This window comes from Micromonospora sp. NPDC047134, assembly GCF_040643455.1.
In the GTDB taxonomy this organism is placed as follows: Bacteria; Actinomycetota; Actinomycetes; order Mycobacteriales; family Micromonosporaceae; genus Micromonospora.
Genome location: NZ_JBEYUI010000004.1, coordinates 309,068 through 331,272, shown reverse-complemented (window position 1 = coordinate 331,272; position 22,205 = coordinate 309,068). Strand labels below are relative to the sequence as shown.

The 22,205-nt window shown below is 72.0% G+C and carries 20 protein-coding genes; 17 read left to right on the top strand and 3 right to left on the bottom strand.

The genetic code is table 11. The annotated features are described in order from the left end of the window. Nucleotides 1–40: 40 nt before the first annotated feature. The 3 genes from ABZ795_RS08700 to ABZ795_RS08690 are packed head-to-tail and all read right to left on the bottom strand — an operon-like array spanning nt 41 to nt 2,701. A complete protein-coding gene (locus ABZ795_RS08700; protein WP_357529840.1) occupies nt 41–697 on the bottom strand; it encodes a VTT domain-containing protein in 657 nt (218 codons plus the stop codon). A 44-nt stretch (nt 698–741) separates the two neighbouring features. Further along, nucleotides 742–1,464, bottom strand: a complete 723-nt coding sequence (locus tag ABZ795_RS08695; protein WP_327024841.1) for a glutamine amidotransferase — start codon at nt 1,462–1,464, stop codon at nt 742–744. Next, the gene (locus tag ABZ795_RS08690) at nt 1,454–2,701 is read right to left on the bottom strand and encodes a MurT ligase domain-containing protein (protein ID WP_327027031.1); all 1,248 of its coding nucleotides are present in this window, start codon (nt 2,699–2,701) and stop codon (nt 1,454–1,456) included. Before ABZ795_RS08690 ends, ABZ795_RS08695 begins: the two co-directional genes overlap by 11 nt. Before the next feature lie 345 nt (nt 2,702–3,046). On the opposite strand from ABZ795_RS08690, the gene mraZ reads away from it, so the two are divergent. From mraZ to ABZ795_RS08605, 17 genes are all read left to right on the top strand, one after another. Then, on the top strand, nt 3,047–3,478 hold the full coding sequence (gene mraZ, locus ABZ795_RS08685) for a division/cell wall cluster transcriptional repressor MraZ (protein ID WP_111246328.1): 432 nt from the start codon (nt 3,047–3,049) through the stop codon (nt 3,476–3,478). 209 nt (nt 3,479–3,687) lie between these two features. Continuing rightward, complete coding sequence (gene rsmH / locus ABZ795_RS08680) at nt 3,688–4,794, top strand: 16S rRNA (cytosine(1402)-N(4))-methyltransferase RsmH (RefSeq protein WP_357529873.1); 1,107 nt, start codon at nt 3,688–3,690, stop codon at nt 4,792–4,794. After that, nucleotides 4,791–5,399: a hypothetical protein gene (locus tag ABZ795_RS08675; RefSeq protein WP_357529839.1), complete on the top strand. Its 609-nt coding sequence runs from the start codon at nt 4,791–4,793 to the stop codon at nt 5,397–5,399. Before rsmH ends, ABZ795_RS08675 begins: the two co-directional genes overlap by 4 nt. 3 nt (nt 5,400–5,402) lie before the next feature. Beyond that, a complete protein-coding gene (locus ABZ795_RS08670) occupies nt 5,403–7,631 on the top strand; it encodes a penicillin-binding transpeptidase domain-containing protein (RefSeq protein WP_357529838.1) in 2,229 nt (742 codons plus the stop codon). A 161-nt stretch (nt 7,632–7,792) separates the two neighbouring features. After that, nucleotides 7,793–9,313 carry a UDP-N-acetylmuramoyl-L-alanyl-D-glutamate--2,6-diaminopimelate ligase gene (locus ABZ795_RS08665; protein ID WP_357529837.1) on the top strand — a complete coding sequence of 507 codons (1,521 nt, stop codon included), beginning with the start codon at nt 7,793–7,795 and terminating at the stop codon, nt 9,311–9,313. Continuing rightward, nucleotides 9,310–10,716 carry a UDP-N-acetylmuramoyl-tripeptide--D-alanyl-D-alanine ligase gene (murF, locus tag ABZ795_RS08660; protein ID WP_357529836.1) on the top strand — a complete coding sequence of 469 codons (1,407 nt, stop codon included), beginning with the start codon at nt 9,310–9,312 and terminating at the stop codon, nt 10,714–10,716. Before ABZ795_RS08665 ends, murF begins: the two co-directional genes overlap by 4 nt. Continuing rightward, nucleotides 10,713–11,846, top strand: a complete 1,134-nt coding sequence (mraY, locus tag ABZ795_RS08655; RefSeq protein ID WP_357529835.1) for a phospho-N-acetylmuramoyl-pentapeptide-transferase — start codon at nt 10,713–10,715, stop codon at nt 11,844–11,846. The genes murF and mraY overlap by 4 nt, the downstream gene beginning before the upstream one ends. 399 nt (nt 11,847–12,245) lie before the next feature. Continuing rightward, on the top strand, nt 12,246–13,673 hold the full coding sequence (locus tag ABZ795_RS08650) for an FtsW/RodA/SpoVE family cell cycle protein (protein WP_327024848.1): 1,428 nt from the start codon (nt 12,246–12,248) through the stop codon (nt 13,671–13,673). Next, a complete protein-coding gene (gene murG, locus ABZ795_RS08645) occupies nt 13,673–14,779 on the top strand; it encodes an undecaprenyldiphospho-muramoylpentapeptide beta-N-acetylglucosaminyltransferase (protein WP_327024849.1) in 1,107 nt (368 codons plus the stop codon). Before ABZ795_RS08650 ends, murG begins: the two co-directional genes overlap by 1 nt. 181 nt (nt 14,780–14,960) lie before the next feature. Then, a complete protein-coding gene (gene murC / locus ABZ795_RS08640) occupies nt 14,961–16,487 on the top strand; it encodes a UDP-N-acetylmuramate--L-alanine ligase (protein ID WP_357529834.1) in 1,527 nt (508 codons plus the stop codon). A 32-nt stretch (nt 16,488–16,519) separates the two neighbouring features. Beyond that, nucleotides 16,520–17,299 carry an FtsQ-type POTRA domain-containing protein gene (locus ABZ795_RS08635; RefSeq protein ID WP_357529872.1) on the top strand — a complete coding sequence of 260 codons (780 nt, stop codon included), beginning with the start codon at nt 16,520–16,522 and terminating at the stop codon, nt 17,297–17,299. Nucleotides 17,300–17,541: 242 nt separating this feature from the next. Next, nucleotides 17,542–18,657, top strand: coding sequence for a cell division protein FtsZ (gene ftsZ / locus ABZ795_RS08630; protein ID WP_327024851.1), 1,116 nt, complete (start codon nt 17,542–17,544; stop codon nt 18,655–18,657). 9 nt (nt 18,658–18,666) lie between these two features. Beyond that, entirely contained in the window at nt 18,667–19,413 is a 747-nt protein-coding gene (locus ABZ795_RS08625) for a YggS family pyridoxal phosphate-dependent enzyme (protein ID WP_357529833.1), read from the top strand. Nucleotides 19,414–19,608: 195 nt separating this feature from the next. Beyond that, nucleotides 19,609–20,301: a cell division protein SepF gene (sepF, locus tag ABZ795_RS08620; RefSeq protein WP_357529832.1), complete on the top strand. Its 693-nt coding sequence runs from the start codon at nt 19,609–19,611 to the stop codon at nt 20,299–20,301. A gap of 29 nt (nt 20,302–20,330) precedes the next feature. After that, on the top strand, nt 20,331–20,636 hold the full coding sequence (locus tag ABZ795_RS08615) for a YggT family protein (RefSeq protein ID WP_013735078.1): 306 nt from the start codon (nt 20,331–20,333) through the stop codon (nt 20,634–20,636). Between the two features lie 44 nt (nt 20,637–20,680). After that, nucleotides 20,681–21,484, top strand: coding sequence for a DivIVA domain-containing protein (locus ABZ795_RS08610; protein ID WP_327024854.1), 804 nt, complete (start codon nt 20,681–20,683; stop codon nt 21,482–21,484). Nucleotides 21,485–21,552: 68 nt separating this feature from the next. Beyond that, nucleotides 21,553–22,203 carry a hypothetical protein gene (locus ABZ795_RS08605; protein ID WP_327024855.1) on the top strand — a complete coding sequence of 217 codons (651 nt, stop codon included), beginning with the start codon at nt 21,553–21,555 and terminating at the stop codon, nt 22,201–22,203. Nucleotides 22,204–22,205 lie beyond the last annotated feature (2 nt).

Sequence of the window (22,205 nt, the reverse complement as noted above, 5' to 3'; positions counted from 1 at the left end):
GGCAGCACTATCCCTGAAGTTGCCGAGCTGTGCGCGGCGGTCAGCGGACGTCGGATCGAGGGCGGCGTTCGGCGCGCCACCACCGGGCGACCAGGATCGCGCTGGCGATGAAGCCCAGGGCGGCCGGGGCGGCGGCGTACCAGTTGATCCCGCCCGGGCTGGTGACGGCGGCGCCGAGGGCCGCGTATCCGAAGGCGGTGGGCACGGAGGCGAGCACGCTGCCGGTGAGGAAGGGCAGCAGCCGGGCGCCGGTGGTGCCGTAGCCGTAGCTGACCAGGCCGAACCCGGAGATGGGCAGCAGCCGTACGGTGATCACCCCGAACACGCTCTGCCGGGTGAACCAGCGATCCAGCCGGGCCAGCCGGCCGCGTACCCGTTCGGCGACGAAGTCCCGCCCGAGCAGCCGGCCGACCGCGAAGCCGGCCGCCGCCGCGACCAGGGCGGCCCCCAGGGCATACAGGGCACCGGGCAGCATCCCGAAGATCGCGCCGGCGGCGAGGGTGATGAAGGTACGCGGCACCAGCGCCACCAGCAGCAGTGCCCCGCCGAGGACGGCCGCGACCGGGGCGAACCCACCCAGCCGGTCGGCCAGGTGGGGCAGGGTGGCCGGGTCGGGCAGCGGGGTCAGCAGCAGGATCACCCCGAACCCGACCAGCAGGAACACCAGCGTCCCGAACCGCAGCTTCGACGACGCCACGACGGCCGGCAGCACACCTCGTCCGGGCCGCCGCCCGTCCGGGATCATGGCCGGGCGGCAGCCGCCACCGCAGCCCGACGCTCGGCGCGCAACCGGTCGGCCCAGGTGTCGTCCAGCGGCGGCAACTGCTGGGCGCCGGTGGCCCAGCGCAGCAGCAGGTCGGCCAGGGCCGGGTTGCGGGCCAGCGCCGGCCCGTGGGAGTACGTGCCGAGCAGCTTGCCCCGCCAGGCCCCCTCGGTGGCGCCGTCGTTGCCGACCCCGGCGGTGACCCGGGCCAGCGGGGAGACCCCGGGGCCCAGTTGGGTACGCCCGCCGTGGTTCTCGAAGCCGGTCAGCGGCGGCAGGCCCAGCCGGGCGTCGATCTCCCCGGCCAGCTCGCCGACCGCCCGGCTGGCGCCCCGGTCCGAGCTGAGGTCGAGCAGCTCCAGACCGCGGTACTGGGTGCCCTTGGCGAAGAAGGAGGTGCCGAGCAGTTGGTAGCCGGCGCAGACCCCGAACACCACCGAGCCCTGGGCCACGGCCCGGTGCAGCCCACCGTCGGCGAGCAGCCGCTGGGCCCCGAGGGCCTGCGGACCGTCCTCGCCACCACCGATGAGGTAGATGTCGGCGGTGTTCGGCAACGGCTGGTCGGAGCGGACCTCCAGCACCTCGACCGGGAACCCGCGCTGGCGCGCCCGCCGGGCCAGGATCAGCACGTTGCCCCGGTCGCCGTAGGTCGACAGCAGGTCGGGATAGATCCAGACGATGCGCAGGGTCTCAGTTGACACGGTCCAACTCCGCTCGGATGTCCTGGAACGCGGTGTAGTTCGCGATGACCTCCAACCGCCCGGGTGGCACCGCCCGGACGGCGTCGTCGAAGGTGCGTACGTGCTGGAAGGGCACGTCGTTGACGTCGAGCCGGACGGCCAGGTCGTACGCCCGGTCGCCGGTGATCAGCACCTGGCGGCCCCGCAGCGGGGCGAAGTCGACATCGAACAGCCAGGAGGTGTCCAACCCGTCGGGGTCCCGCGCGTTGATGGACAGCAGGGTCGGCGCCAGCTCGGCCATGTCGAAGGCCTCCAGCCAGCTGGCCGGGTTCTTGGCCAGCAGCAGCCGGACCGTACGCCCGTCCCGGACGACCTGGGCGTACCGCCCGGCTACCGAGGTGACGTCGGCCAGGCGGGGAACCGCGTCGAAGGGGCGGACGCCGAACTCGGCGGCGACGGCCAGGGCGGTGGCCGCGTTGCCGACGTTGACCTTGCCGGGAAGCTGGAGCTTGACCTTGTACCAGGCTCCGGTCGGGTCCAGGACGCCTTCCTCGTCGACCGTCCACTGCGGCTGGGGCCGGCGCAGCGGGCATCCGGTGCACCACCACTGCTCCCCGGAGCGCTGGATCGTGGACCCGCACTCGGGGCAGACCCAGGAGTCGTCGTGCCAGCGCTGCCCGGCGGAGAACCAGGTGACGTGCGGCGGGTTGATCCGCTGGTCGTGGGTGGCCGGTGGGGTGGCCGCCCAGACCACCATCGGGTCGTCGGCGTTGGCGACGATGCGGATGTCCGGGTGCCGGACCAGTGCCGCGCGCCAGAGCTGCGCCATCATGGCGACCTCCTTGGCACGGTCCAGCTGGTCGCGGGAGAGGTTGAGCAGCGCCACCACGTGCGGGTCGGTCGCCTCGATCACCTGGGCCAGGTAGTGCTCGTCGACCTCCAGCACGGCGTACGGGGTGCTGCCGGCCTTGGCCAGGGCGGAGGTGTGGCCGGTGGGCATGTTGGCGCCGAAGGAGTTGGTGGCCACCCGGCCCAGCACCCCGACGGCCGCGGCGGCCAGTCGGGTGGTAGTTGTCTTGCCGTTGGTGCCGGAGATCAGCGCGATGGCCCGTCCGGCGGAGAGGTGGGCCAGCAGGTCCGGATCGATCTTCAATCCGATCCAACCGCCGATCACCGAGCCGTCGCCGCGGCCCGCCGCCCGGGACAGCGCCGCGGCGGTTCGTGACACCGAACTGGCCACCTTCGCCCGTAGGGGCATTTTCGCGTCCGTCACGCGAGCGAGGTTACCGGACCATGGCATGGGTCAGATTGCCGATCCGTTCGGGTGGGGTTTGTCGGCGATGCGGCCGGTGCCGTTCGGCCGACCGGAGTGGATCTATGTCGGATAGCGGACCCGGTCGCGCACCCCGCTGCGCCCTCCACTCCCCTCCACCCCGACTGACGTGCGGTTTTGTCGTCCAGAATGGCGCGCCACGCGGTCCAATCTGGTTGCGGGTGGAGGGAAGTGGAGTAGAGTGGGGCGCATTGGTGAGGCCGGGAGGGCCCACCGGCCCGGGGGGTCAGCGGCGCGCGAACGCCGCTAAAGGGCGAGGGGGTTGGGCCGATGTTTCTCGGCACCCACACTCCTCGTCTGGACGACAAGGGCCGGTTGATCCTTCCGGCGAAGTTCCGGGATGAGCTGGCGGGGGGTGTCGTGATCACCAAAGGGCAGGAACGCTGCCTCTACGTCTTCCCGACGCCGGAGTTCCAGCGCATCGCGGAGCAGTTGCGTGCACAGCCGATGACACACAAGGCGGCCCGGGCCTACAGCCGTGTCTTCTTCGCCAGTGCACACGACGAAGTGCCCGACAAGCAGGGCCGGGTGACCATCCCGGCACACCTGCGCAGCTACGCGGGGCTCGACCGGGACCTGGTGGTCATCGGCGCGAGCACCCGGGTGGAGATCTGGGACAAGGTCGCCTGGGAGACCTACCTCGCCGAGAGCGAAGACGACTTCGCCGACATCGAGGAAGGGGTGCTGCCCGGCGGTCTGTAGGGCGTGACGACGCCCGACGTACTGCGAGATCTCCAGCCGCTTTCGAGTTCCTGGCATCCCTTCCCCGGTGCCAGGGGCACGATCCGACACGGAGGGCTGTGGCCCGACGGCCGGGCGGGGAGCGGATGGGGATCTGGCGGTACGACGGCACGGCGTCGTCCGACGAGCAGAACGCAGAAGACAACAAGGTCAAGCCAGTGGGGGTCGACATGGGGGAGCTACGCGGCACGCATGTGCCGGTGCTGCTTGAGCGGTGTCTCGAGCTGCTGGCCCCCGCACTGGGCCGAGGCGGTCGCACCGTGCACGTCGACGCGACCCTGGGGCTGGCCGGCCACGCCGAGGCGGTGTTGCTGGCCCATCCGGAGACCATCCTGGTGGGCCTGGACCGGGACACCGAGGCACTGGCCCACGCTCGGGTGCGGCTGGCCCGCTTCGCCGATCGGATCCACCTGGAGCACGCCGTCTACGACGAGCTGCCCGAGGTGCTGGACCGGCTGGGTTATCCGCGTGTCGACGGGGTGCTGTTCGACCTGGGGGTCTCCTCGCTGCAACTCGACGCGCCCGACCGCGGGTTCGCGTACGCGCAGGATGCGCCGCTGGACATGCGGATGGACCAGACCCGGGGGGTGACCGCCGAAGAGGTGGTCAACACGTACGCCCATCCGGACCTGGCCCGGGTGCTGCGGGTGTACGGCGAGGAGAAGTTCGCCGGACGGATCGCCTCGGCGATCATCCGGGAGCGGGAGCGCAACCGGATCACCTCCTCGGCCCGACTGGCCGAGCTGGTTCGGGAGTCCATACCCGCACCAGCCCGACGAACCGGTGGACACCCGGCTAAGAGAACGTTTCAGGCTTTAAGGATCGAGGTAAACAGGGAACTGGCGGCGCTGGAGACGGCGCTGCCGGCGGCCCTGGACAGGCTTTCGGTCGGTGGTCGTCTGGTGGTCATGTCCTACCACTCGTTGGAGGACCGGCTCACCAAACAGGCGCTCGCCGATCGGGTCCGTAGCACCGGCCCGGTCGACCTCCCGGTCGAACTGCCCGGGTCGGAGCCGACGTTCCGGCTGCTCAGCCGGGGCGCGGAGCTGCCCGGGGAGGCGGAGGTCGCCGCCAACCCGAGGGCCGCTTCGGTGCGGCTGCGGGCGGCGGAACGGATCGACCCGCAGGCCCGGCAGCAGGGGAGTACCGACCGCGAACGGTACCGCCGCCGGGTCAAGGCGATGCACCAACCGGGGACGGGATCGGCCACCGGATCCGCAACGGGTCCGCAGCCGGGCCCGGGGGAGACGACGGACGAAGAGGGGGAGGGAACATGAGCGTGGACAAGCGCCGGAACATCGCCGGCGCCGGGCAGCGCGTACCGCGGTCGGGGGGCCGGATCGCGGCAGAGCGGGTTCGGGGGACCGGGGACACCACCCGGCGTACGGAGCGGATGAGCCCGCTGGAGCAGACTCGCGCCCGGGGGGCGCGCGAGTTCCGCACCGAGGGCAACGCCGCCTTGCGGCCGGTCGAGCGGGCCGGGGTCACCGAGCCGCAGCGGGCGGTGACGCCGCAGCTGCGGGTCGCCCCGCCGCCGCCGGTACGGGTGCCGCGGGCGCCGTTCGCGGCGCTGGTCGTGATGCTGGTCGTCGGTGGGGTGCTGGGCATCCTGGCGGTCAACACGAAGATCAACGAGAACGCCTTCCGGCTGCTGGAGCTTCAGGAGCAGCAGGCCAAGCTCGACGTGGAGCAGCAGCAGCTGACCAAGCAGATCGCCGACGCGGAGGCGCCGGGCAACCTGGCCGCCCAGGCCCGCAAGCTGGGGCTGGTCGAGTCGGGGGAGCCGGCCCTGATCCGGCTGCCCGACGGCAAGCTGATCGGGGTGCCGCAGCCGGCCGGTGGGCAGGCGTCGATCACGAGCACCCAGGGCACGGAGGGGTAGACCGTGCCACCGAGGTCGGAGGAACCGCGCCGGGACGCCACAGGCTCCCGGCGCGGTTCGTCACGTGGTGCCTCCGATCGGCAGGTGCCACCCCGCGCCAACGGAGAGCGCGCCGCCGGGGAACGCGGCGGCGAACCGGGCATCGGCGGCATCTCCGACGCCCGGGCGTACACCCCTCGGGGTCGTACCATCCGCGAAGGCGGCGCCACCCCGGCAGCCGGGCGGACCGAGCAGCGGCGTACCCCCCGCAGCAACCGGTCCCAGGATCCCTTCCGGCCGGCCCTCCAGGTGCTCGACGGGGGTCGGGCGGCGGCGACCCGGGGTGGGGGCCGGTCGGGCGCCGCAGCCCGCAGGGACGGTGGCGCCGGTCGCACCTCGGTGGTGCGCACCGTCACGCCCCGCACCCCGCGTGGCGAGGAGGCCGAGCCGCCCCGGCGACGGGTGACCGACCCCCGGCGCCAGGAGCGCGGGGCCCCCCGCCGTCCCGCCCGCAAGCCGCCCCGCCCGCCCAAGCTCGCCGATCCGGCCCGTCGCCTGCGGTTGGGTACCGCGCTGGTGATGGCCATGTTCGTCGCCATCGGCATCCGGCTGGTCGTGCTCCAGACCGTGGACACCCCGGCATACGCCGACGGAGGGGTGGCCGACCGGCTGCGGACCGTGCAGCTACCCGCGCCACGGGGGGCGATCTACGACCGGGACGGCGCGGCCCTGGCACACAGCGTCGAGGCCCGCTACGTCTACGCCGATCCCACCCGGGTGCAGGACATCCCGGCGACCGCCCGGACCCTCTCCCCGCTGCTCGGCATCCCCGCCTCCGAACTGGCCGAGAAGATGCAGCCCCGCAAGCGGATCAACGGGGTCGACTCCCGGTTCGAGTACCTGGCCCGGGGGGTGGACATCGACCGGGCCCGCGAGATCATGAAGCTCGAACTGCCCGGCATCTACACCCAGCGCGACGAGCGACGCGAGGTGCCCGGCGGTGACCTGGCCGCCAACCTGATCGGCTTCACCAGCCTCGACATGACCGGGTTGGAGGGGCTGGAGGCACGCTACGACGACCTGCTGCACGGCGAGGACGGCGAGCGGACCTTCGAGATCGGCCTCGGCGCGCCCATCCCCACCGGCTACAGCCGCACCACCCCGGCCAAGCCGGGCAGCTCGATGGTGCTGACCATCGACCGGGACCTCCAGTTCATGACGCAGCGCATCCTCAGCGAGCAGGCCAAGGCGGCCCAGGCCAGCACCGCCGCCGCGGTGGTGCTGGACGTCCGTACCGGGGAGGTGCTGGCCCAGGCCAGCCAGCCGACCTACAACGCGGCGCGACCGCAGGCCAGCGAACCGACCGACCGGGAGGACGCGGCCACCAGCTTCGTGGTCGACCCGGGCTCGGTGCACAAGGCGATCACCTTCGGGGCGGCCCTTCAGGAGGGGGTGATCACCCCGGACACCTCGTTCCCGGTGTCCAACGCGATCCGCAAGGGCGACACCTGGTTCCCGGACACCCACTTCGCCAACGGACGGCGGATGAGTGTGGCCGGGATGATGGCGTACTCCTCGAATGTCGGCACCATCCAGATCGCCGACAAGCTGGGCCCGGAACGGCTGATCGACTACCAGCGCCGGTTCGGTCTGGGGAAGCCGACCGGGGTAGGCATGCCCGGTGAGGCCGGTGGCCGGCTGCTGCCCTTGTCGGAGTGGAGCGACTCCTCGCAGGGGTCCGTGCCGATCGGGCACAGCGTGGATGCCACCCCCCTGCAGATGGCCGCTGCGTACGCCGCCATCGCCAACGACGGCACCTACATCCAGCCGCACCTGGTCAAGGAGACCATCGACCCGCAGGGTAACCGGACCCCGGCCGAGCCGCCGGCGACCCGCCCGGTGCTCAGCCCGGAGAACGCCAAGGCCCTGCGTACCCTGCTGGAGGCGGTCACCACGGTGGAGAACGCCACCGGGCTGGCCGCGGCGGTCCCCGGCTACCGGGTGGCCGGTAAGACCGGCACCGGGTGGCGGCTGGTCGACGGCAAGAAGCAGCCCGGGGATGTCGCCTCGTTCATCGGGATGGCACCGGCGGAGAACCCCCGGTACGTGATCGCGGTCTTCGTACACAGCCCGAGCGGTGGTGGCGGGAAGGTGGCGGCGCCCGCCTTCCGGGACATGATGACCTTCACTCTGCGGCACTTCAAGGTGCCCCCCTCCAGTGAGCCCGCGCCGAAGTTCACCGTCTTTCCGTAGGACGGTCCGGTCCGCATCGCCCCGCCGGCACGGCCTGCCGGCGGGGCGATCCGGGCTGCCCGGCTGGCCAGTCGCCGCCCGACCTGCGGTTCGACTCCCTGTGGCGGAGATTCAGGCGCGCCGTGCGGCCACGAGCGGGCGACCGGGTAGGGTCTGACGCCGTGCGCGGCAATCCTCGTCCCCGTACCGTGACCGGAATCCGGCTCGGTGACCTAGCCGCCCGGCTCGCCGTGGCGCCCCCTATCACCGTCGATCCGGTGGTGACCGGGGTGACCCACGCCAGCCGTGAGGTTCATCCCGGCGATCTGTACGCGGCCCTGCCCGGTGCCCGGCGCCACGGCGCGGAGTTCGTCGCCGAGGCGGCGGCGGCCGGTGCCCTGGCGGTGCTCACCGACCCGGCCGGTGCCGAACTGGCCGCCGAGCACGGGCTGCCCGTCCTGGTGGTGCCCGACCCCCGCGCGGTGCTCGGCACCCTGGCCTCGGCCGTCTACGGCAACCCGACCGAGAAGTTGACCGTGATCGGGGTGACCGGCACCGCCGGCAAGACCTCCACGGCCTACCTGGTCGAGTCGGGGCTGCGGGCCGCCGGCCACACCACCGGCCTGATCGGCACCGTGGAGACCCGCCTCGGCGACCTGGTGCTGGACAGCGTGCGGACCACCCCGGAGGCCACCGACCTGCACGCGATGCTCGCCGCCGCCCTCGAACGCGGGGTCACCGCGGTGGTCATGGAGGTGTCCAGCCACGCCCTGGTGATGGGACGGGTCGGCGGGGTGCGCTTCGACGTGGGGGGCTGGACCAACTTCGGCTCCGACCACCTCGACTTCCACGCCGACGCCGACGACTACTTCGCGGCCAAGGCGCGGCTGTTCGACGGCCGCTGCCGGGTCGAGGTGCTCAACCATGACGATCCGGCGCTGAAGGGCCTGTTCCGGCCCGCCACGGTCAGCTTCTCCGCGGCCGGTGACCGGTCGGCCACCTGGTGGGCGGAGCACATCGACGGCGAGGGGTACGCCCAGCGGTTCACCGTGCACGGCCCGGACGATCTGGTGCTCGACGCCGGGGTGGCGCTGCCCGGGCGGCACAACGTGGCGAACGCCCTGCTGGCCGTCGCCGTACTGGTGGCCGCCGGGGTGCAGCCGGCCGTAGCGGCGGCCGGGGTGGCCGCCTGCGGCGGGGTACCCGGGCGGTTGGAGTCGGTCGGGGTGGCCGGCGGGGTACGCGGGGTCGTCGACTACGCCCACAAGACCGATGCGGTGGTGGCCGTCCTGGCCGCCCTGCGGGAGATGAGCAGCGGCCGACTGATCTGCGTGATCGGCGCGGGCGGTGACCGGGATCGGGGCAAACGGCCGACGATGGGTGCCGCCGCCGCCGAGGGGGCCGACGTGGTGCTGGTGACCGACGACAATCCCCGCACCGAGGACCCCGCGGCGATCCGCGCCGAGGTGCTCGCCGGGGCTACCGGGGCCGGGACGCCGGCCCGGATCCTCGAGGTGGCCGGACGGCGGGCGGCGATCGACGAGGCGGTTCGGCTGGCCGAGCCCGGCGATGTGGTCGCGGTGCTCGGCAAGGGCCACGAACGTGGTCAGGAGATCGCCGGTGAGGTGTATCCGTTCGATGACGTGACCGAACTGGCCGACGCGCTGCGGGTCCGGTTCGGCAGCCTGGGAGGCCAGCGATGATCGCCTTGAGCCTGGCCGAGATCGCCTCGGCCGTCGACGGGCGGCTGGTCGCCGCCGACCCGGCCGTGCAGGTCACCGGCAGTGTGGAGTTCGACTCCCGCAAGGTCACCCCCGGCGGCCTCTTCGTCGCCTTCGACGGGGAGAAGGTGGACGGGCACGACTTCGCCGACTCGGCGGTGCAGGCCGGGGCGGTGGCCGTGCTGGGCAGCCGTGAGGTGTCCGGCGTACCCATGATCATCGTCGCCGATCCGCTGGCCGCGATGGCCCGGCTGGCGCGTGCCGTGGTGGACCGGCTGCCCGAGCTGACCGTGATCGGGTTGACCGGTTCCTCCGGCAAGACCACCACCAAGGACCTGATCGCCCAGTTGACCGCGCGGCTGGGGGAGACCGTGGCGCCGCCCGGGTCGTTCAACAACGAGCTGGGTCACCCGTACACCGCGTTGCAGGCCGGGCCCTCGACGCGCTACCTGGTGCTGGAGAAGGGGGCCCGGGGCATCGGGCATGTGCGGTATCTGTGCGAGGTGGCGCCGCCGCGTATCTCCGTGGTGCTCAACGTCGGGGTCTCGCACATCGGCGAGTTCGGCTCGCAGGAGAACATCGCCCTGGCCAAGGGGGAACTGGTCGAGGCCCTGCCGGCCGAGGGGCTGGCGGTGCTCAACGCCGACGATCCGCTGGTCGACGCGATGGCCGAGCGTACGGCCGCCCGGGTGGTCCGCTACGGCGAGGCGGCGCACGCCGAGGTGCGGGCGGCGGAGGTGACCCTGGACGAGCGGGGGCGGGCCGCGTACACCCTGGTGACCCCGGAGGGGAGCGCGTCCGTGCGGCTCGGTCTGACCGGGCGGCACCAGGTGTGGAACACCCTCGCCGCCGCGGCGGTGGCCCGGGAGTTGGGTATGCCGTTGGCCGAGATCGCGGTCGGCCTGGGCGCGCTGGGCCTGGTCTCCACCCGCCGGATGGACGTCTTCGAACGCCCCGACGGGGTGACTGTGATCGACGACTCGTACAACGCCAACCCGGCCTCGATGGCGGTGGCGCTGCGGGCGCTGGCCGGCGTGGGCGCGGGTCGGCGAACCCTCGCGGTCCTCGGCTACATGGCCGAACTGGGCGAGTACGAGGAGCAGGGGCACACCGAGGTGGGCCGGCTGGCGGCCGAGTTGGGTGTCGACCGGCTGCTCGTGGTCGGCGACACGGCGGCGCCGATCCACCGCGGGGCGACATCGGTAGGTGACTGGGGAGGAGAATCGGTGCTGCTCACCGATCAGGCGGCGGCCGTTGAGGTGCTGCGCAGCGAGCTACGGCCGGGGGACGTGGTCCTGGTGAAGGGGTCCCGGTACCGGACCTGGGAGGTGGCCGACGCGCTGCGTGCCGAGGCTGATCCGGCCACCGGGGGTGGCGCCGCGTGAGGGCCGTCATCGTCGCCATCGGGGTGGCCTTCCTGGTCTCGCTGTTCTGCACCCCGATCGCGATCAAGGTGTTCACCCGGCTCAAGGCGGGTCAGCCCATCCGGGCCGAGGGCCCGCAGATGCACCAGGGCAAGAAGGGCACCCCGACCATGGGCGGGGTGGTGTTCATCCTCGCCACCGTGATCGCGTACGTGGCCGGTCACCTGGCCCTGACCACCCTGCCGGACGCGCAGATCGCCCAGGTGGAGCCGACCATCACCGCGCTGGTGCTGCTCGGGTTGATGGTCTTCTGCGGCGCGGTCGGCTTCATCGACGACTTCCTCAAGGTGCGCAAGCGGCACAGCGGTGGCCTGAGCGCCAAGGGCAAGCTGCTCGGGCAGATCCTGGTCGGCGCGGTGTTCGGGGTGGTCGCCCTCTGGTTCCCCTCCACCATGACGGACGCCGACGGCACCCAGACCAACACCGAGACCGTCGGCAGTACGACGTTGAGCTTCATCCGGGACATCCCGGCCCTGGAGGTCACCAAGATCGGCGCGGTGATCATCTTCATCTTCGTGGTGATGGCGGCGACCAACGGGGTGAACCTCACCGACGGCCTGGACGGCCTGGCCACCGGGGCCTCGGTGATGGTGCTCGGGGCGTACGCGGTGATCGCCTTCTGGCAGTACCGGCACTGGTGCGCCGACCCGGCGTACACCGCCAACCCGAACAACTACTGCTACGCCGTGCGGGACCCGTTGGAGATCGCCTTGATCGCCGGGGCGGCGGCCGGGGCCTGTGTGGGCTTCCTGTGGTGGAACACCTCACCGGCCCGCATCTTCATGGGGGACACCGGGGCCCTGGGCCTGGGCGGCCTGATCGCCGGCATGGCGATGTCCACCCGGACGATCCTGCTCCTGCCGATCATCGGCGGCCTGTTCGTGATCATCACCATGTCGGTGGTCATCCAGATCATCTCCTTCAAGACCACCGGCAAGCGGGTCTTCCGGATGTCCCCCCTCCAGCACCACTTCGAACTGGCCGGCTGGAGCGAGGTCAACATCGTGGTCCGCTTCTGGATCATCGCCGGCATCGGGGTGGCCATCGCCCTGGGCCTCTTCTACAGCGACTTCCTGGCCAACATGGGCTGACCCCCGTTCAGCGGCGTTGATCAACAGGTTTGCGTCACCGGAAGGCCGGATTCAGACGCAAACCTCTTGATCAACCAAGGCGGGGGGCCGGGGGTGCGACACGCCGAGTGGGGGATACCGGGGGCGTGGGGTGGTGGCAGCGGCGATGATGGCGCTGTGGGGGAGGCCTGGGAAGACAGTGGCGGGGAGTCGGTGGGTCGGCGGCGTGGTCGTGCCGCGGGCGGAGAGGGTGCTGCGGCCAAGAGTGGTACGGCGGTCACGGCGGGTGGTGGGACCGCTGGCGGGGAGGGTGCTGCGGGGCGGGGTGCCGGGTCCGCCACGGGTAGCGCCGCCCGGGCCGGTGGGGCGGGTTCGTCCGCTCCGGTAGCGGAGGGTGGTCCGTGGCGTGGCCTGGACCCGATGGGCGGATTCGCCGCCCTGGCCGCCCTGCGTGGCCTGCTGTCCCGGCCCCTGGCCTCGTACCATCTGCTGCTGGCCAGCTCGGGGCTGCTGCTGCTGATCGGCCTCACCATGGTCTTCTCGGCCACCAGCGTGCGCGACTACGCCGCCGGGGGCAACGCCTCCGCCTCCCTGGTCAAGCAGGCGCTCTTCGCGGTCATCGGCATCGTGGCCTTCTGGGTCTGCCAGCGTCTGCCGGCCCGGACCTTCCGGGCCCTGGGGCGGCCGGTGCTGGCCGTCGCGGTGGGACTGCTGTTGCTGCTGAACGCGCTGGTGGCGTACGGGCGGTTGACCGGCTCCCCGGCGAGGATCGGGCCGCTGGAGGCCGAGCTGCTCGGGCTGTACGTCGGTGGTCTCGGGTTGCAGCCCTCCGAGCTGGCGAAGTTCGCGCTGGTGTTGTGGGGGGCGTACGTGCTGGCCCGCAAGGGTGCCGCGCTGGGCTGGTGGCGGGAGCTGGCCACCCCGCTGTTCCCGGTGGTGGGCCTGATGTTCGTGCTGGTCGGCTACAACGACCTGGGCAGCATGCTCTGCCTGGTGGCGCTGGTCGTCGGCCTGCTCTGGGCGGCCGGGGTGCGGCTGCGGGTCTTCGCCACCCTCAGCGCGATCGGCCTGGCCGGCATCGGCCTGCTGGTGGCGGTGGCCTCCCTCGGCGCCGGTTCCGGGGTCGTGGGTGAGGAGAACTACCGGCTGCAGCGACTGACCATGTTCGTCAGCCCGCCGCCGCTGGAGCAGTGCCGGGAGGAACTCTGCTACCAGATGGTGCAGGCCCGGTACGCCATCGCCAACGGGGGCTGGTTCGGCACCGGGCTGGGTCAGGGGCGCAGCAAGTGGGACTGGCTGCCGGCGGCGGAGAACGACTTCATCTTCGCGGTGATCGCCGAGGAACTAGGGGTGGTCGGCTGCGCGGTGGTGGTCACCCTGTTCGCCGTGTTGGCCTACACCGGCCTGCGCATCGCCCGCCGGGTCGACGATCCCTTCCGGCGGCTGGCGGCGGCCGGCGCCACCGCCTGGCTGATCGGGCAGGCCTTCATCAACATCGGCGGGGTGATCGGTCTGCTGCCGCTGACCGGGGTACCCCTGCCGTTCATCTCGGTCGGCGGCAGCGCCCTGGTCGTCACCCTCGCGGCGGTCGGCATGTTGGCCTCCTTCGCCCGGGCGGAACCCGATGCGGCCCGGGCCCTGCATGCCCGTCCGCCCGCCCGATGGGTCCGACTAGTGTGGGCTCCGTTGCCGCCGATTCCCGGCCGGCGTCGCCGTGCGGCGTCGCCGCCGGCTGCCCGCAGGTCCGTACCCCGGGCCCGTAATCGGCGTGAGGACGACCAGGCCGCATCGCGTGGTGCCCGGGACAGCCGGGGCCGCGGCGGGTCGGCGAACGAGAGGAGACGTTGATGGGTCCGCTGCGTTCGGTGGTACTCGCAGGCGGTGGCACCGGGGGACACATCTACCCGCTGCTCGCCTTCGCCGACTGCCTGCGCCGTCACGACCCCGGCGTCCGGATCACCTGTCTCGGCACACCGAAGGGCCTGGAGAACCAGCTGATCCCGCCCGCCGGCTACGACCTGCGCAACATCCCGGCGTACCAGCTCCCCCGGTCGATCAACCTGAACCTGGTCCGTACCCCGGGCCGGATGTGGACCGCGGCCCGCGCCGCAGGCAAGGTCATCGACGAGGTGGGCGCCGAGGTGGTCGTCGGCTTCGGCGGGTACGTCTCCGTGCCGGCGTACCTGGCCGCCTGGCGGCGGGAGCTGCCGATCGTCATCCACGAGGTCAACGTGCCGCCGGGGGTGGCCAACCGGCTGGGCATGAAGTTCACCAAGAACGTGGCGGTGGGTTTCCCCCACCAACCCGCCCAGGCCGAGGCGCTGCGGGAGGCCCGGGTGGTCGGGGTACCCCTGCGGCGCAACATCGCCGGGTTGGACCGGGTGGCCATGCGTGGCGCGGCCCGGGCCCACTTCGGGCTCCGTCCGGACCTGCCGGTGCTCTTCGTGGCGGGTGGTTCCCAGGGGGCCCGGTCGATCAACCTGGCGGTGGCCGGGGCGGCCAAGGAGTTGGCCCGCAACGGCATCCAGGTGCTGCACGTGATGGGGGCCCGCAACGAGCCGGTGTCGATCCCCACCGACCTGCCGGTGCCGTACGTGACCCTGCCGTACCTGTCCGACATGGATGCCGGGTACGCCGCCGCCGACCTGATGCTGGGCCGGGGGGGTGCGATGACCTGCGCGGAGGTGGCGGCCATCGGCCTGCCGACCATCTATGTGCCGTACCCGCACAGCAACCAGGAGCAGAAGCGCAACGCCCTGCCGGTGGTCGAGGCCGGCGGTGGCCTGCTGGTCGACGACGGCGAACTGACCCCGGACTGGCTGGAACGTACCGTCATCCCGCTGATCCGGGACCCGCAGCGGCTGCACGCGATGGGCAATGCCGCCGCGGCCTACGGCCGCCGCGACGGCGACGAGGCCCTGCTCAACTTCGTCTACGAGGCGGTTTCCCGGTGAGCGCGAGGAGTGAGCCGGGCCTGCGAGCCCCGCAGTCGCGAACGATGATCGGCTCAGTGAGCGCGAGGAGTGAGCCGGGCCTGCGAGCCCCGCAGTCGCGAACGAAGATCGGCTCAGTGAGCGCGAGGAGTGAGCCGGGCCTGCGAGCCCCGCAGTCGCGAACGAAAGAAGGTGCGGCCCGATGAAGACGTTCAGCCCGGCCGGTACGTTGACCGCCGAGGATCTGGGTCACATCCACCTGATCGGGGTGGGCGGGGTCGGCATGAGCGGCCTGGCCCGGCTGTTCCTCACCCGGGGCCTGCCGGTCTCCGGCAGCGAGTTGCGCGAGTGGCCGTCGCTGGCCGGCCTGCGGGCCCTCGGCGGGACCATCCACATGACGCATGAGCCGGCCAACCTGGACGGTGTCGACACCGTGGTCTACTCCTCGGCCATCCCGGCCGATCACCTGGAGATGGTCGAGGCCCGGCGGCGCGGCCTGCGGGTGCTGCACCGTTCCGAGGCACTGGCCGCCGCGATGACCGGCCGGCGTACGGTGGCGGTCGCCGGCACCCACGGCAAGACCAGCACCACCTCCATGGTCACCATGGTGTTCCAGCGGGCCGGCGCCGATCCCTCCTTCGTGATCGGTGGCGAGATCTCCGAGGTGGGCTCGGGCGCCCATCACGGCACCGGCGAGTACTTCGTGGTCGAGGCCGACGAGAGCGACCGGTCCTTCCTGATCTACCGCCCGTTCGTCTCGATCGTCACGAACATCGAGGCGGATCACCTGAACACCTACGGCGACCTGGCCAATCTGGAGGCCACCTTCGCCGAGTTCGCCCGGCTCACCGACCCGGACGGCTTCATCATCACCTGCGCGGACGATCCGGGTGGGCAGCGGCTGGCGGCCATCCTGCGGGCGGAGGGACGCCGGGTGTACACCTACGGCGAGTCCGCCGAGGCCGATCTGCGGCTCAGCGAGATGGCCTCCTCGGCTCAGGGGGTGCGCTACCTGGCCCACATCGACGGACGCCCGCTGGGGGAGTTCCGGATGCCGGTGCCCGGCCGGCACATGGCCCTCAACAGCGCCTCGGCGGTGCTGGCCGCGTACCTGTTGGAGTTGCCGTTGACGGCCGCGGAGGCCGCGCTGGGGTCGTTCCCCGGGGTACGGCGGCGCTTCGAACGCAAGGGGGTCGCCGACGGTGTCCTGGTGTACGACGAGTACGCCTACCACCCGACCTCGATAACCCTGGCGCTGCGGACCCTGCGTGAGGTGGCCGGCGAGGGCCGGTTGCTGGTGGTCTTCCAGCCCTACCGGCTGTACCGGACCCGGGACCTGCAGTCGGAGATCGCCGAGGCGCTGGCGATCGCGGACGAGTTGGTGCTGCTGGAGGTCTTCGGCCCGGGTGAGCAGCGCGGCCCGGGGGAGGGGTCGGCGGCCCTGATCGAGGCGGTCGGGTTGCCGGCGGAACGGAAGGTCTTCGTAGACTCCTGGGAGGACGCCCCGACGGAGGTGGCCCGTCGGGCCCGCCCCGGCGACGTGGTGGTGACCATGGGCGCCCCGCCGATCTCGCTGATGGGTGACGAACTGCTGGCGGCCTTGACTGCGCGTACCGCCGATCCGGACGCCGGCACGGTGGCCGGTGGCCTGGCCGGGGGTTCGGCGAGCATCGGCGGTACGGTGCCCGACGCCGCCGCGCGCAACGGCGCGGCCCCCGAGGTGGAATGAGTCCCGGACCGGCCCGCCGACGCGGTGGCGGGGTGGACGGCGGCGGAGGGTGGCGTCCGGTCCGCCAGTGGCAGCTGGTCCGTGCCGGTCGGGACGCGGTGCCCGCCTCCACCCGCCGGTTCATGGCCCGGGCCCGGCGCCGTCGGATGCGGGCCGCACTGCCGTGGGCGGTGGCCGGCGGGGTGCTGGCCGTGGCCGGCCTGGTGGCCTGGGTGCTGCTGGGCACCGGACTGTTCGGCGTACGCGAGGTGCGGGTGGAGGGCGCCGAGTTGGTCACCGACGTGCAGGTGCGCAACGCCGCCGGGGTGCTCGACGGGGCTCCCCTGGCCCGGGTGGACCTGACCGAGCTGGCCGACCGGATCGGCGCCCTGCCGCCGGTGGAGCGGGTGTCGGTGCACCGGGACTGGCCGGACGCCCTGGTCGTACGACTCACCGAGCGCACCCCGGTGGCGGTGGTGCCGAGCGGGGAACAGTTCGTGGTGGTCGACGCCGCCGGGGTGGCCTTCCGTACCCTGCCGCAGCGCCCGGCGGGCCTTCCGCTGATCCGGCTGACCGACCCGGGCCCGGAGAATCCGGCGACCCATGCCGCCCTGGAGGTGCTCGGTGCCCTCACCCCGCAGTTGCGGGCGGACCTGGTGGAGATCACGGTCGAGGGCCTGGCCCGGATCAGCGTCCGACTGCGCGACGACTTGACCGTTTTCTGGGGAGACTCCACCCGGGGGACGGACAAGGCCCGGGTGGCCACCGCCCTGCTGGATCAGGACGCCACCCGGATCGACGTCAGCGCCCCGGAGGTGGTCACCTTCCGGTGAGCGACCGATCAGGGGCGTGAACCCTCCCGCTTGACCGGCGACACGCCGAAAGGGTCCTTGGTTCCTCGCTCGGCTGCGCCTACGTTGCCGGAAAGAGGATCAGTGGTTGACATAACTGTAACCCTCTAGTAGAGGGTGAGGGTTTACCCCCTCGGCCTCGCTGGTGACAGTCGGGTCGACCATGGGTCTGGCCGCGCCGTAACCGGTCGGGGAGTAGCCAATCTCGAAGGGAAGGACCGGAGATGACACCTCCGCACAACTACCTGGCGGTCATCAAGGTCGTCGGCATCGGGGGCGGCGGCGTGAACGCCGTCAACCGGATGATCGAGGTTGGGCTCAAAGGCGTCGAGTTCATCGCGATCAACACAGACGCCCAGGCGCTGCTGATGAGCGACGCCGACGTCAAGCTGGACGTCGGCCGTGAACTGACCCGGGGTCTGGGCGCCGGCGCCAACCCGGACGTCGGCAAGAACGCCGCCGAGGATCACCGCGACGAGATCGAGGAGGTCCTCAAGGGCGCCGACATGGTCTTCGTGACCTGCGGCGAGGGTGGCGGCACCGGCACCGGCGGCGCGCCCGTGGTGGCCAACATCGCCCGGAAGCTGGGCGCCCTGACCATCGGTGTGGTGACCCGCCCGTTCTCCTTCGAGGGCAAGCGTCGCCAGGTGCAGGCCGAGGCCGGCATCGACGAGCTGCGCAACCAGTGCGACACCCTGATCGTCATCCCGAACGACCGGCTGCTGGCCCTCGGGGACCGCAACATCAGCATGATGGACGCCTTCCGTACCGCGGACCAGGTGCTCCTCTCCGGTGTCCAGGGCATCACCGACCTGATCACCACCCCGGGTCTGATCAACCTGGACTTCGCCGACGTCAAGAGCGTGATGAGCGGCGCGGGCAGCGCGCTGATGGGCATCGGCAGCGCCCGGGGCGAGAACCGCGCGGTCGAGGCGGCCGAGGCGGCCATCTCCAGTCCGCTGCTGGAGCAGAGCATGGACGGCGCGCGCGGGGTGCTGCTCTCCATCGCCGGTGGCTCCGACCTGGGTCTGTTCGAGATCAACGACGCGGCGCAGCTGGTCACGGACGCGGCCCACCCGGACGCCAACATCATCTTCGGTGCGGTCATCGACGACGCGCTCGGCGACGAGGTGCGGGTGACCGTGATCGCGGCGGGCTTCGACGGCGGCACCCCGGCCTACAAGGCGGCCGAGCCGGCCCGCAAGACCAATCAGAACCAGCCCGCCCAGCCGAGCACCCCGGTCGTACCCTCGCCGGCCACCCCGGTGGCACCCCAGTCGCCGCGCCGGGTGCTCTTCGACGACGTGGACGTGCCCGACTTTCTCAAGAACGGTTCCTGAGTACCGGCCATGACGGACAGCCCCGCTCTGGTACGCCCCGACCGACGTGCCGAACTGGCCGCCGGGCTGGCGCGGGTCCGGTCCCGGATCGCCGACGCCTGCGCGGCGGCGGGCCGGGACCGGACCGAGGTGACCATGATCGCGGTCACCAAGACCTACCCCGCCTCCGACGTGATCGCCCTGGCCGGGCTCGGGGTGACCGACGTCGGTGAGAACCGCGACCAGGAGGCGGCCCCGAAGGCCGCCCAGGTGGCGGCGGCCGGGGTCACCCCCTGCTGGCACTTCATCGGGCGCCTGCAGCGCAACAAGGTGAAGTCCGTGGTCCAGTACGCCGACGTGGTCCAGTCGGTCGACAGCGTCCGGTTGGCCGCCGCCCTGGACACCGCCGCGACCGCCCGACGGGACCGGCCGCTGGAGGTGCTGGTGCAGGTGAGTGTCGACGGCGACCCGTCCCGTGGCGGGGCGGTGGCCGACTCGGCCGATCCGGACATCGGCCTGGGGTCGGTGGCCGCCGCGGTGGCCGACTCGGCGGGACTGCGGTTGGCCGGGCTGATGGCGGTGGCGCCCCTGGGGTGGGAGCCGGAGAGGGCCTTCGCCCGGCTGGCCACCATCGCCGAGGGGTTGCGGGCGGAGCATCCGCAGGCCGTCGTCCTGTCGGCCGGGATGAGCGGGGATCTGGAGGCGGCGATCGGCCACGGCGCGACACATGTCCGCGTCGGCAGCGCGTTGCTCGGAATGCGTCCCACGCTGCGGTAGCCTGGCCGCGAGAGAAGCAAATTACATCAGTGTTGTTTGTGGGAGCGGCCTTACCGGCGACCGGGGGGCGTGACGTGCAACGCGAATTGTGCGTCAGGGGATTGCCGTTCCGGTCCGGTGGGCAGGAATGGTCCACTCGCGACAGGCGACACGTACGGGGGCGTGTGCCGCACGGCGGACGGGAAGGGCGCGGGGATGGGTGCACTGCGCAAGGCGGGGGTCTGGCTCGGACTTGTCGAAGAGGACGACGAGCGGGCCTATGACGACGGTGGGTACGACAAGGGTGGGTACCGCGAGTCGCGCTACCGGCAGAGCCGGTATGCCGAGGAGTTCGGCGACGAGGTGGACGACGAGATGGACGAGCCTCCGGCGCCTCGTCCCCGGCTCGGCGACCGGGGTCGGCTCGGCGAGCGCTCCAGCAGTCGGCTGGGCGAGTCCGAGCGACTGGACTCCGACCGCCCCGAGCGGGTGGATCGGTCCAGCGTACGCTCGATCACCCGGTCCTCGGGGGAGCAGTCCGGCGCGTTGACGTACCACACCCGGGACAACCTGGCCCTGGCGCCGCAGGCGCAGCCCCGCGAGCGTGCGGTGGTCCAGGAGGAGGAGCAGCGCTACCAGATCACCACCCTGCACCCGACCACCTACCGGGAGGCCCGCACCATCGGCGAGCACTTCCGCGACGGGGTGCCCGTGATCATCAACCTCACCGAGATGGATGAGGCCGATGCCCGCCGACTGGTGGACTTCGCTGCCGGGCTGGCGTTCGGCCTGCGCGGTACGATCGAGCGCGTGACCAACCGGGTGTTCCTGCTCTCGCCGGCCAATGTCCAGGTCACCGCGGAGGACAAGGCCAAGATCGCCGAGGGCGGGTTCTTCAGCCTGAGTTGACCCGCCCGACCCGAGGGACGTCGCCTACCGTGTTGTCGATCTTGCTACAGGTCCTCTACCTGATCACCTATCTGTTCCTGATCATCCTGCTGGCCCGGTTCGTACTGAGTGCGGTCCTTCAGTACGGGCGGCGCTGGCAGCCTGGTCGCGGTGCATCAGCCGGACTGGAATCCGTGTGGAGCGTCACTGATCCCCCGCTCTGGGCGTTGAGGCGTGTGATCCCTCCGCTGCGAATTGGTACCGTGAGCATCGACCTGGCCTCCCTTGTGCTCCTGGTTATCCTGTTCGTGCTGATGAGGTTTGTGTTAGAGCCGGCGATCTTCAGGACCGCCTGATGACCGACGCGCTATCGCGGCCGCAACTGACCCGAGGAGTTTCGATGCCGCTGACCCCGGCCGACGTCCACAACGTCGCCTTCAAGAAGCCGCCGATCGGTAAGCGGGGCTACGACGAGGAGGAGGTCGACGCCTTCCTGGACGAGGTCGAGCGCGAACTCGCCCGTCTGATCGAGGAGAACAACGAACTGCGCGCCCAGGTGGAGCGCGGTGGGCGGGGCGGCGCACCCGCCGGCCCCGGTGGCGACGCCCGCCTGGCGGCCGAGCTCAACGACGTCAAGGCCCAGCTCGACCGGGTGCAGCGCGACAAGGCCGCCGCCGAGCAGGCCGCCCGCGCGATGCAGGCCGAGCTGGAGCAGGTACGCGCCGCCGCCGGTGGCGCGGTGCCGGGCGGTGACGGCGAGCAGCAGGCGCTGCGGGTGCTGATGATGGCCCAGCGGACCGCCGACGACCACGTCTCCGACGCCCGTCGTGAGGCCGACCAGCTGCTCTCCGAGGCCCGTTCCAAGGCCGAGGAGGTCACCCGCGAGGCCCGCGCCAAGGCCGACGCGCTGGAGCGGGACGCCCGCCAGCGTCACCAGGAGGCCATGGGCGGCCTGGACGCCAAGCGCACCGCGCTGCAGAAGCACATCGAGGAGCTCAAGCAGTTCGAGCGCGAGTACCGTACCCGTCTCAAGGCCTACCTGGAGAGCCAGCTGCGCGACCTCGACGGTCGTGGTCAGGGCCTGGAGGCGGAGATGACCCGTGGCGGAGAGGGCACCCGCGCGGCGGGCAACGGCCTGGCCGCCGCAGGTCTCGCCGGTTCCTACGGCGGGGGTCGCTCCGGGGCACTCGAGGCCGGTCGCTGAACCGGGCGGCGGCCGTCCTGACGGCCGCCTGCTCTGCCTCATCTTCTACGACGCGGCGGGGGTGAGCCGTGATAGTCATCAGTCTCGCGCTCATCCTCGTCGCGGTGGCGCTTCTTGTGTTCGGGTTGGCCAGTGGGTCCAGTGCCCTGCTGGTCGTCTCCATCGGCGCCAGCCTGCTGGCTGCGGTGGCACTGGTCGCGGGGGCCCGCCAGGCTGCCGCCGGCCGGGCCGCGACCCAGCGGGAGGGTGCCGGGGGTCGTTCGGCCACGATCCCGACCCAGCATGTCCCATCAACCTCGGATGCCGGTGTGCCCGGGTGGCGGCAACCACCCGGGTCGCCGGTGACGACCACGATGGGCACCGCCGAGGCGACCACGCCGACGGCCGCTGACCTGACCGCGCCGACGACCACCGCCGCCGAGTCGATGGCCGCCGCGGACGCGGGGGTGTCCGTGGCGACCGCCGGAGCGGGAGAGCCGTACGACGACGAGCCCGGCGCGCAGGAGGTCACCCCCGAGCAGGCTGCCCGGGTGTCCCGACTGCTGGACGAGGTTCGGGTGGTCGACGGCCGGCCCCGCTACCACCTCGACGAGTGCACGCACCTGGTCGGGCGGGACCACGAGCCCCTGGTGGTGGCCGAGGCGGTCTCGTTGGGTTTCACCCCGTGCGCCGACTGCACCCCGGACACCATCCTGCTGGCGCAGTCCGAACGGTACTGATC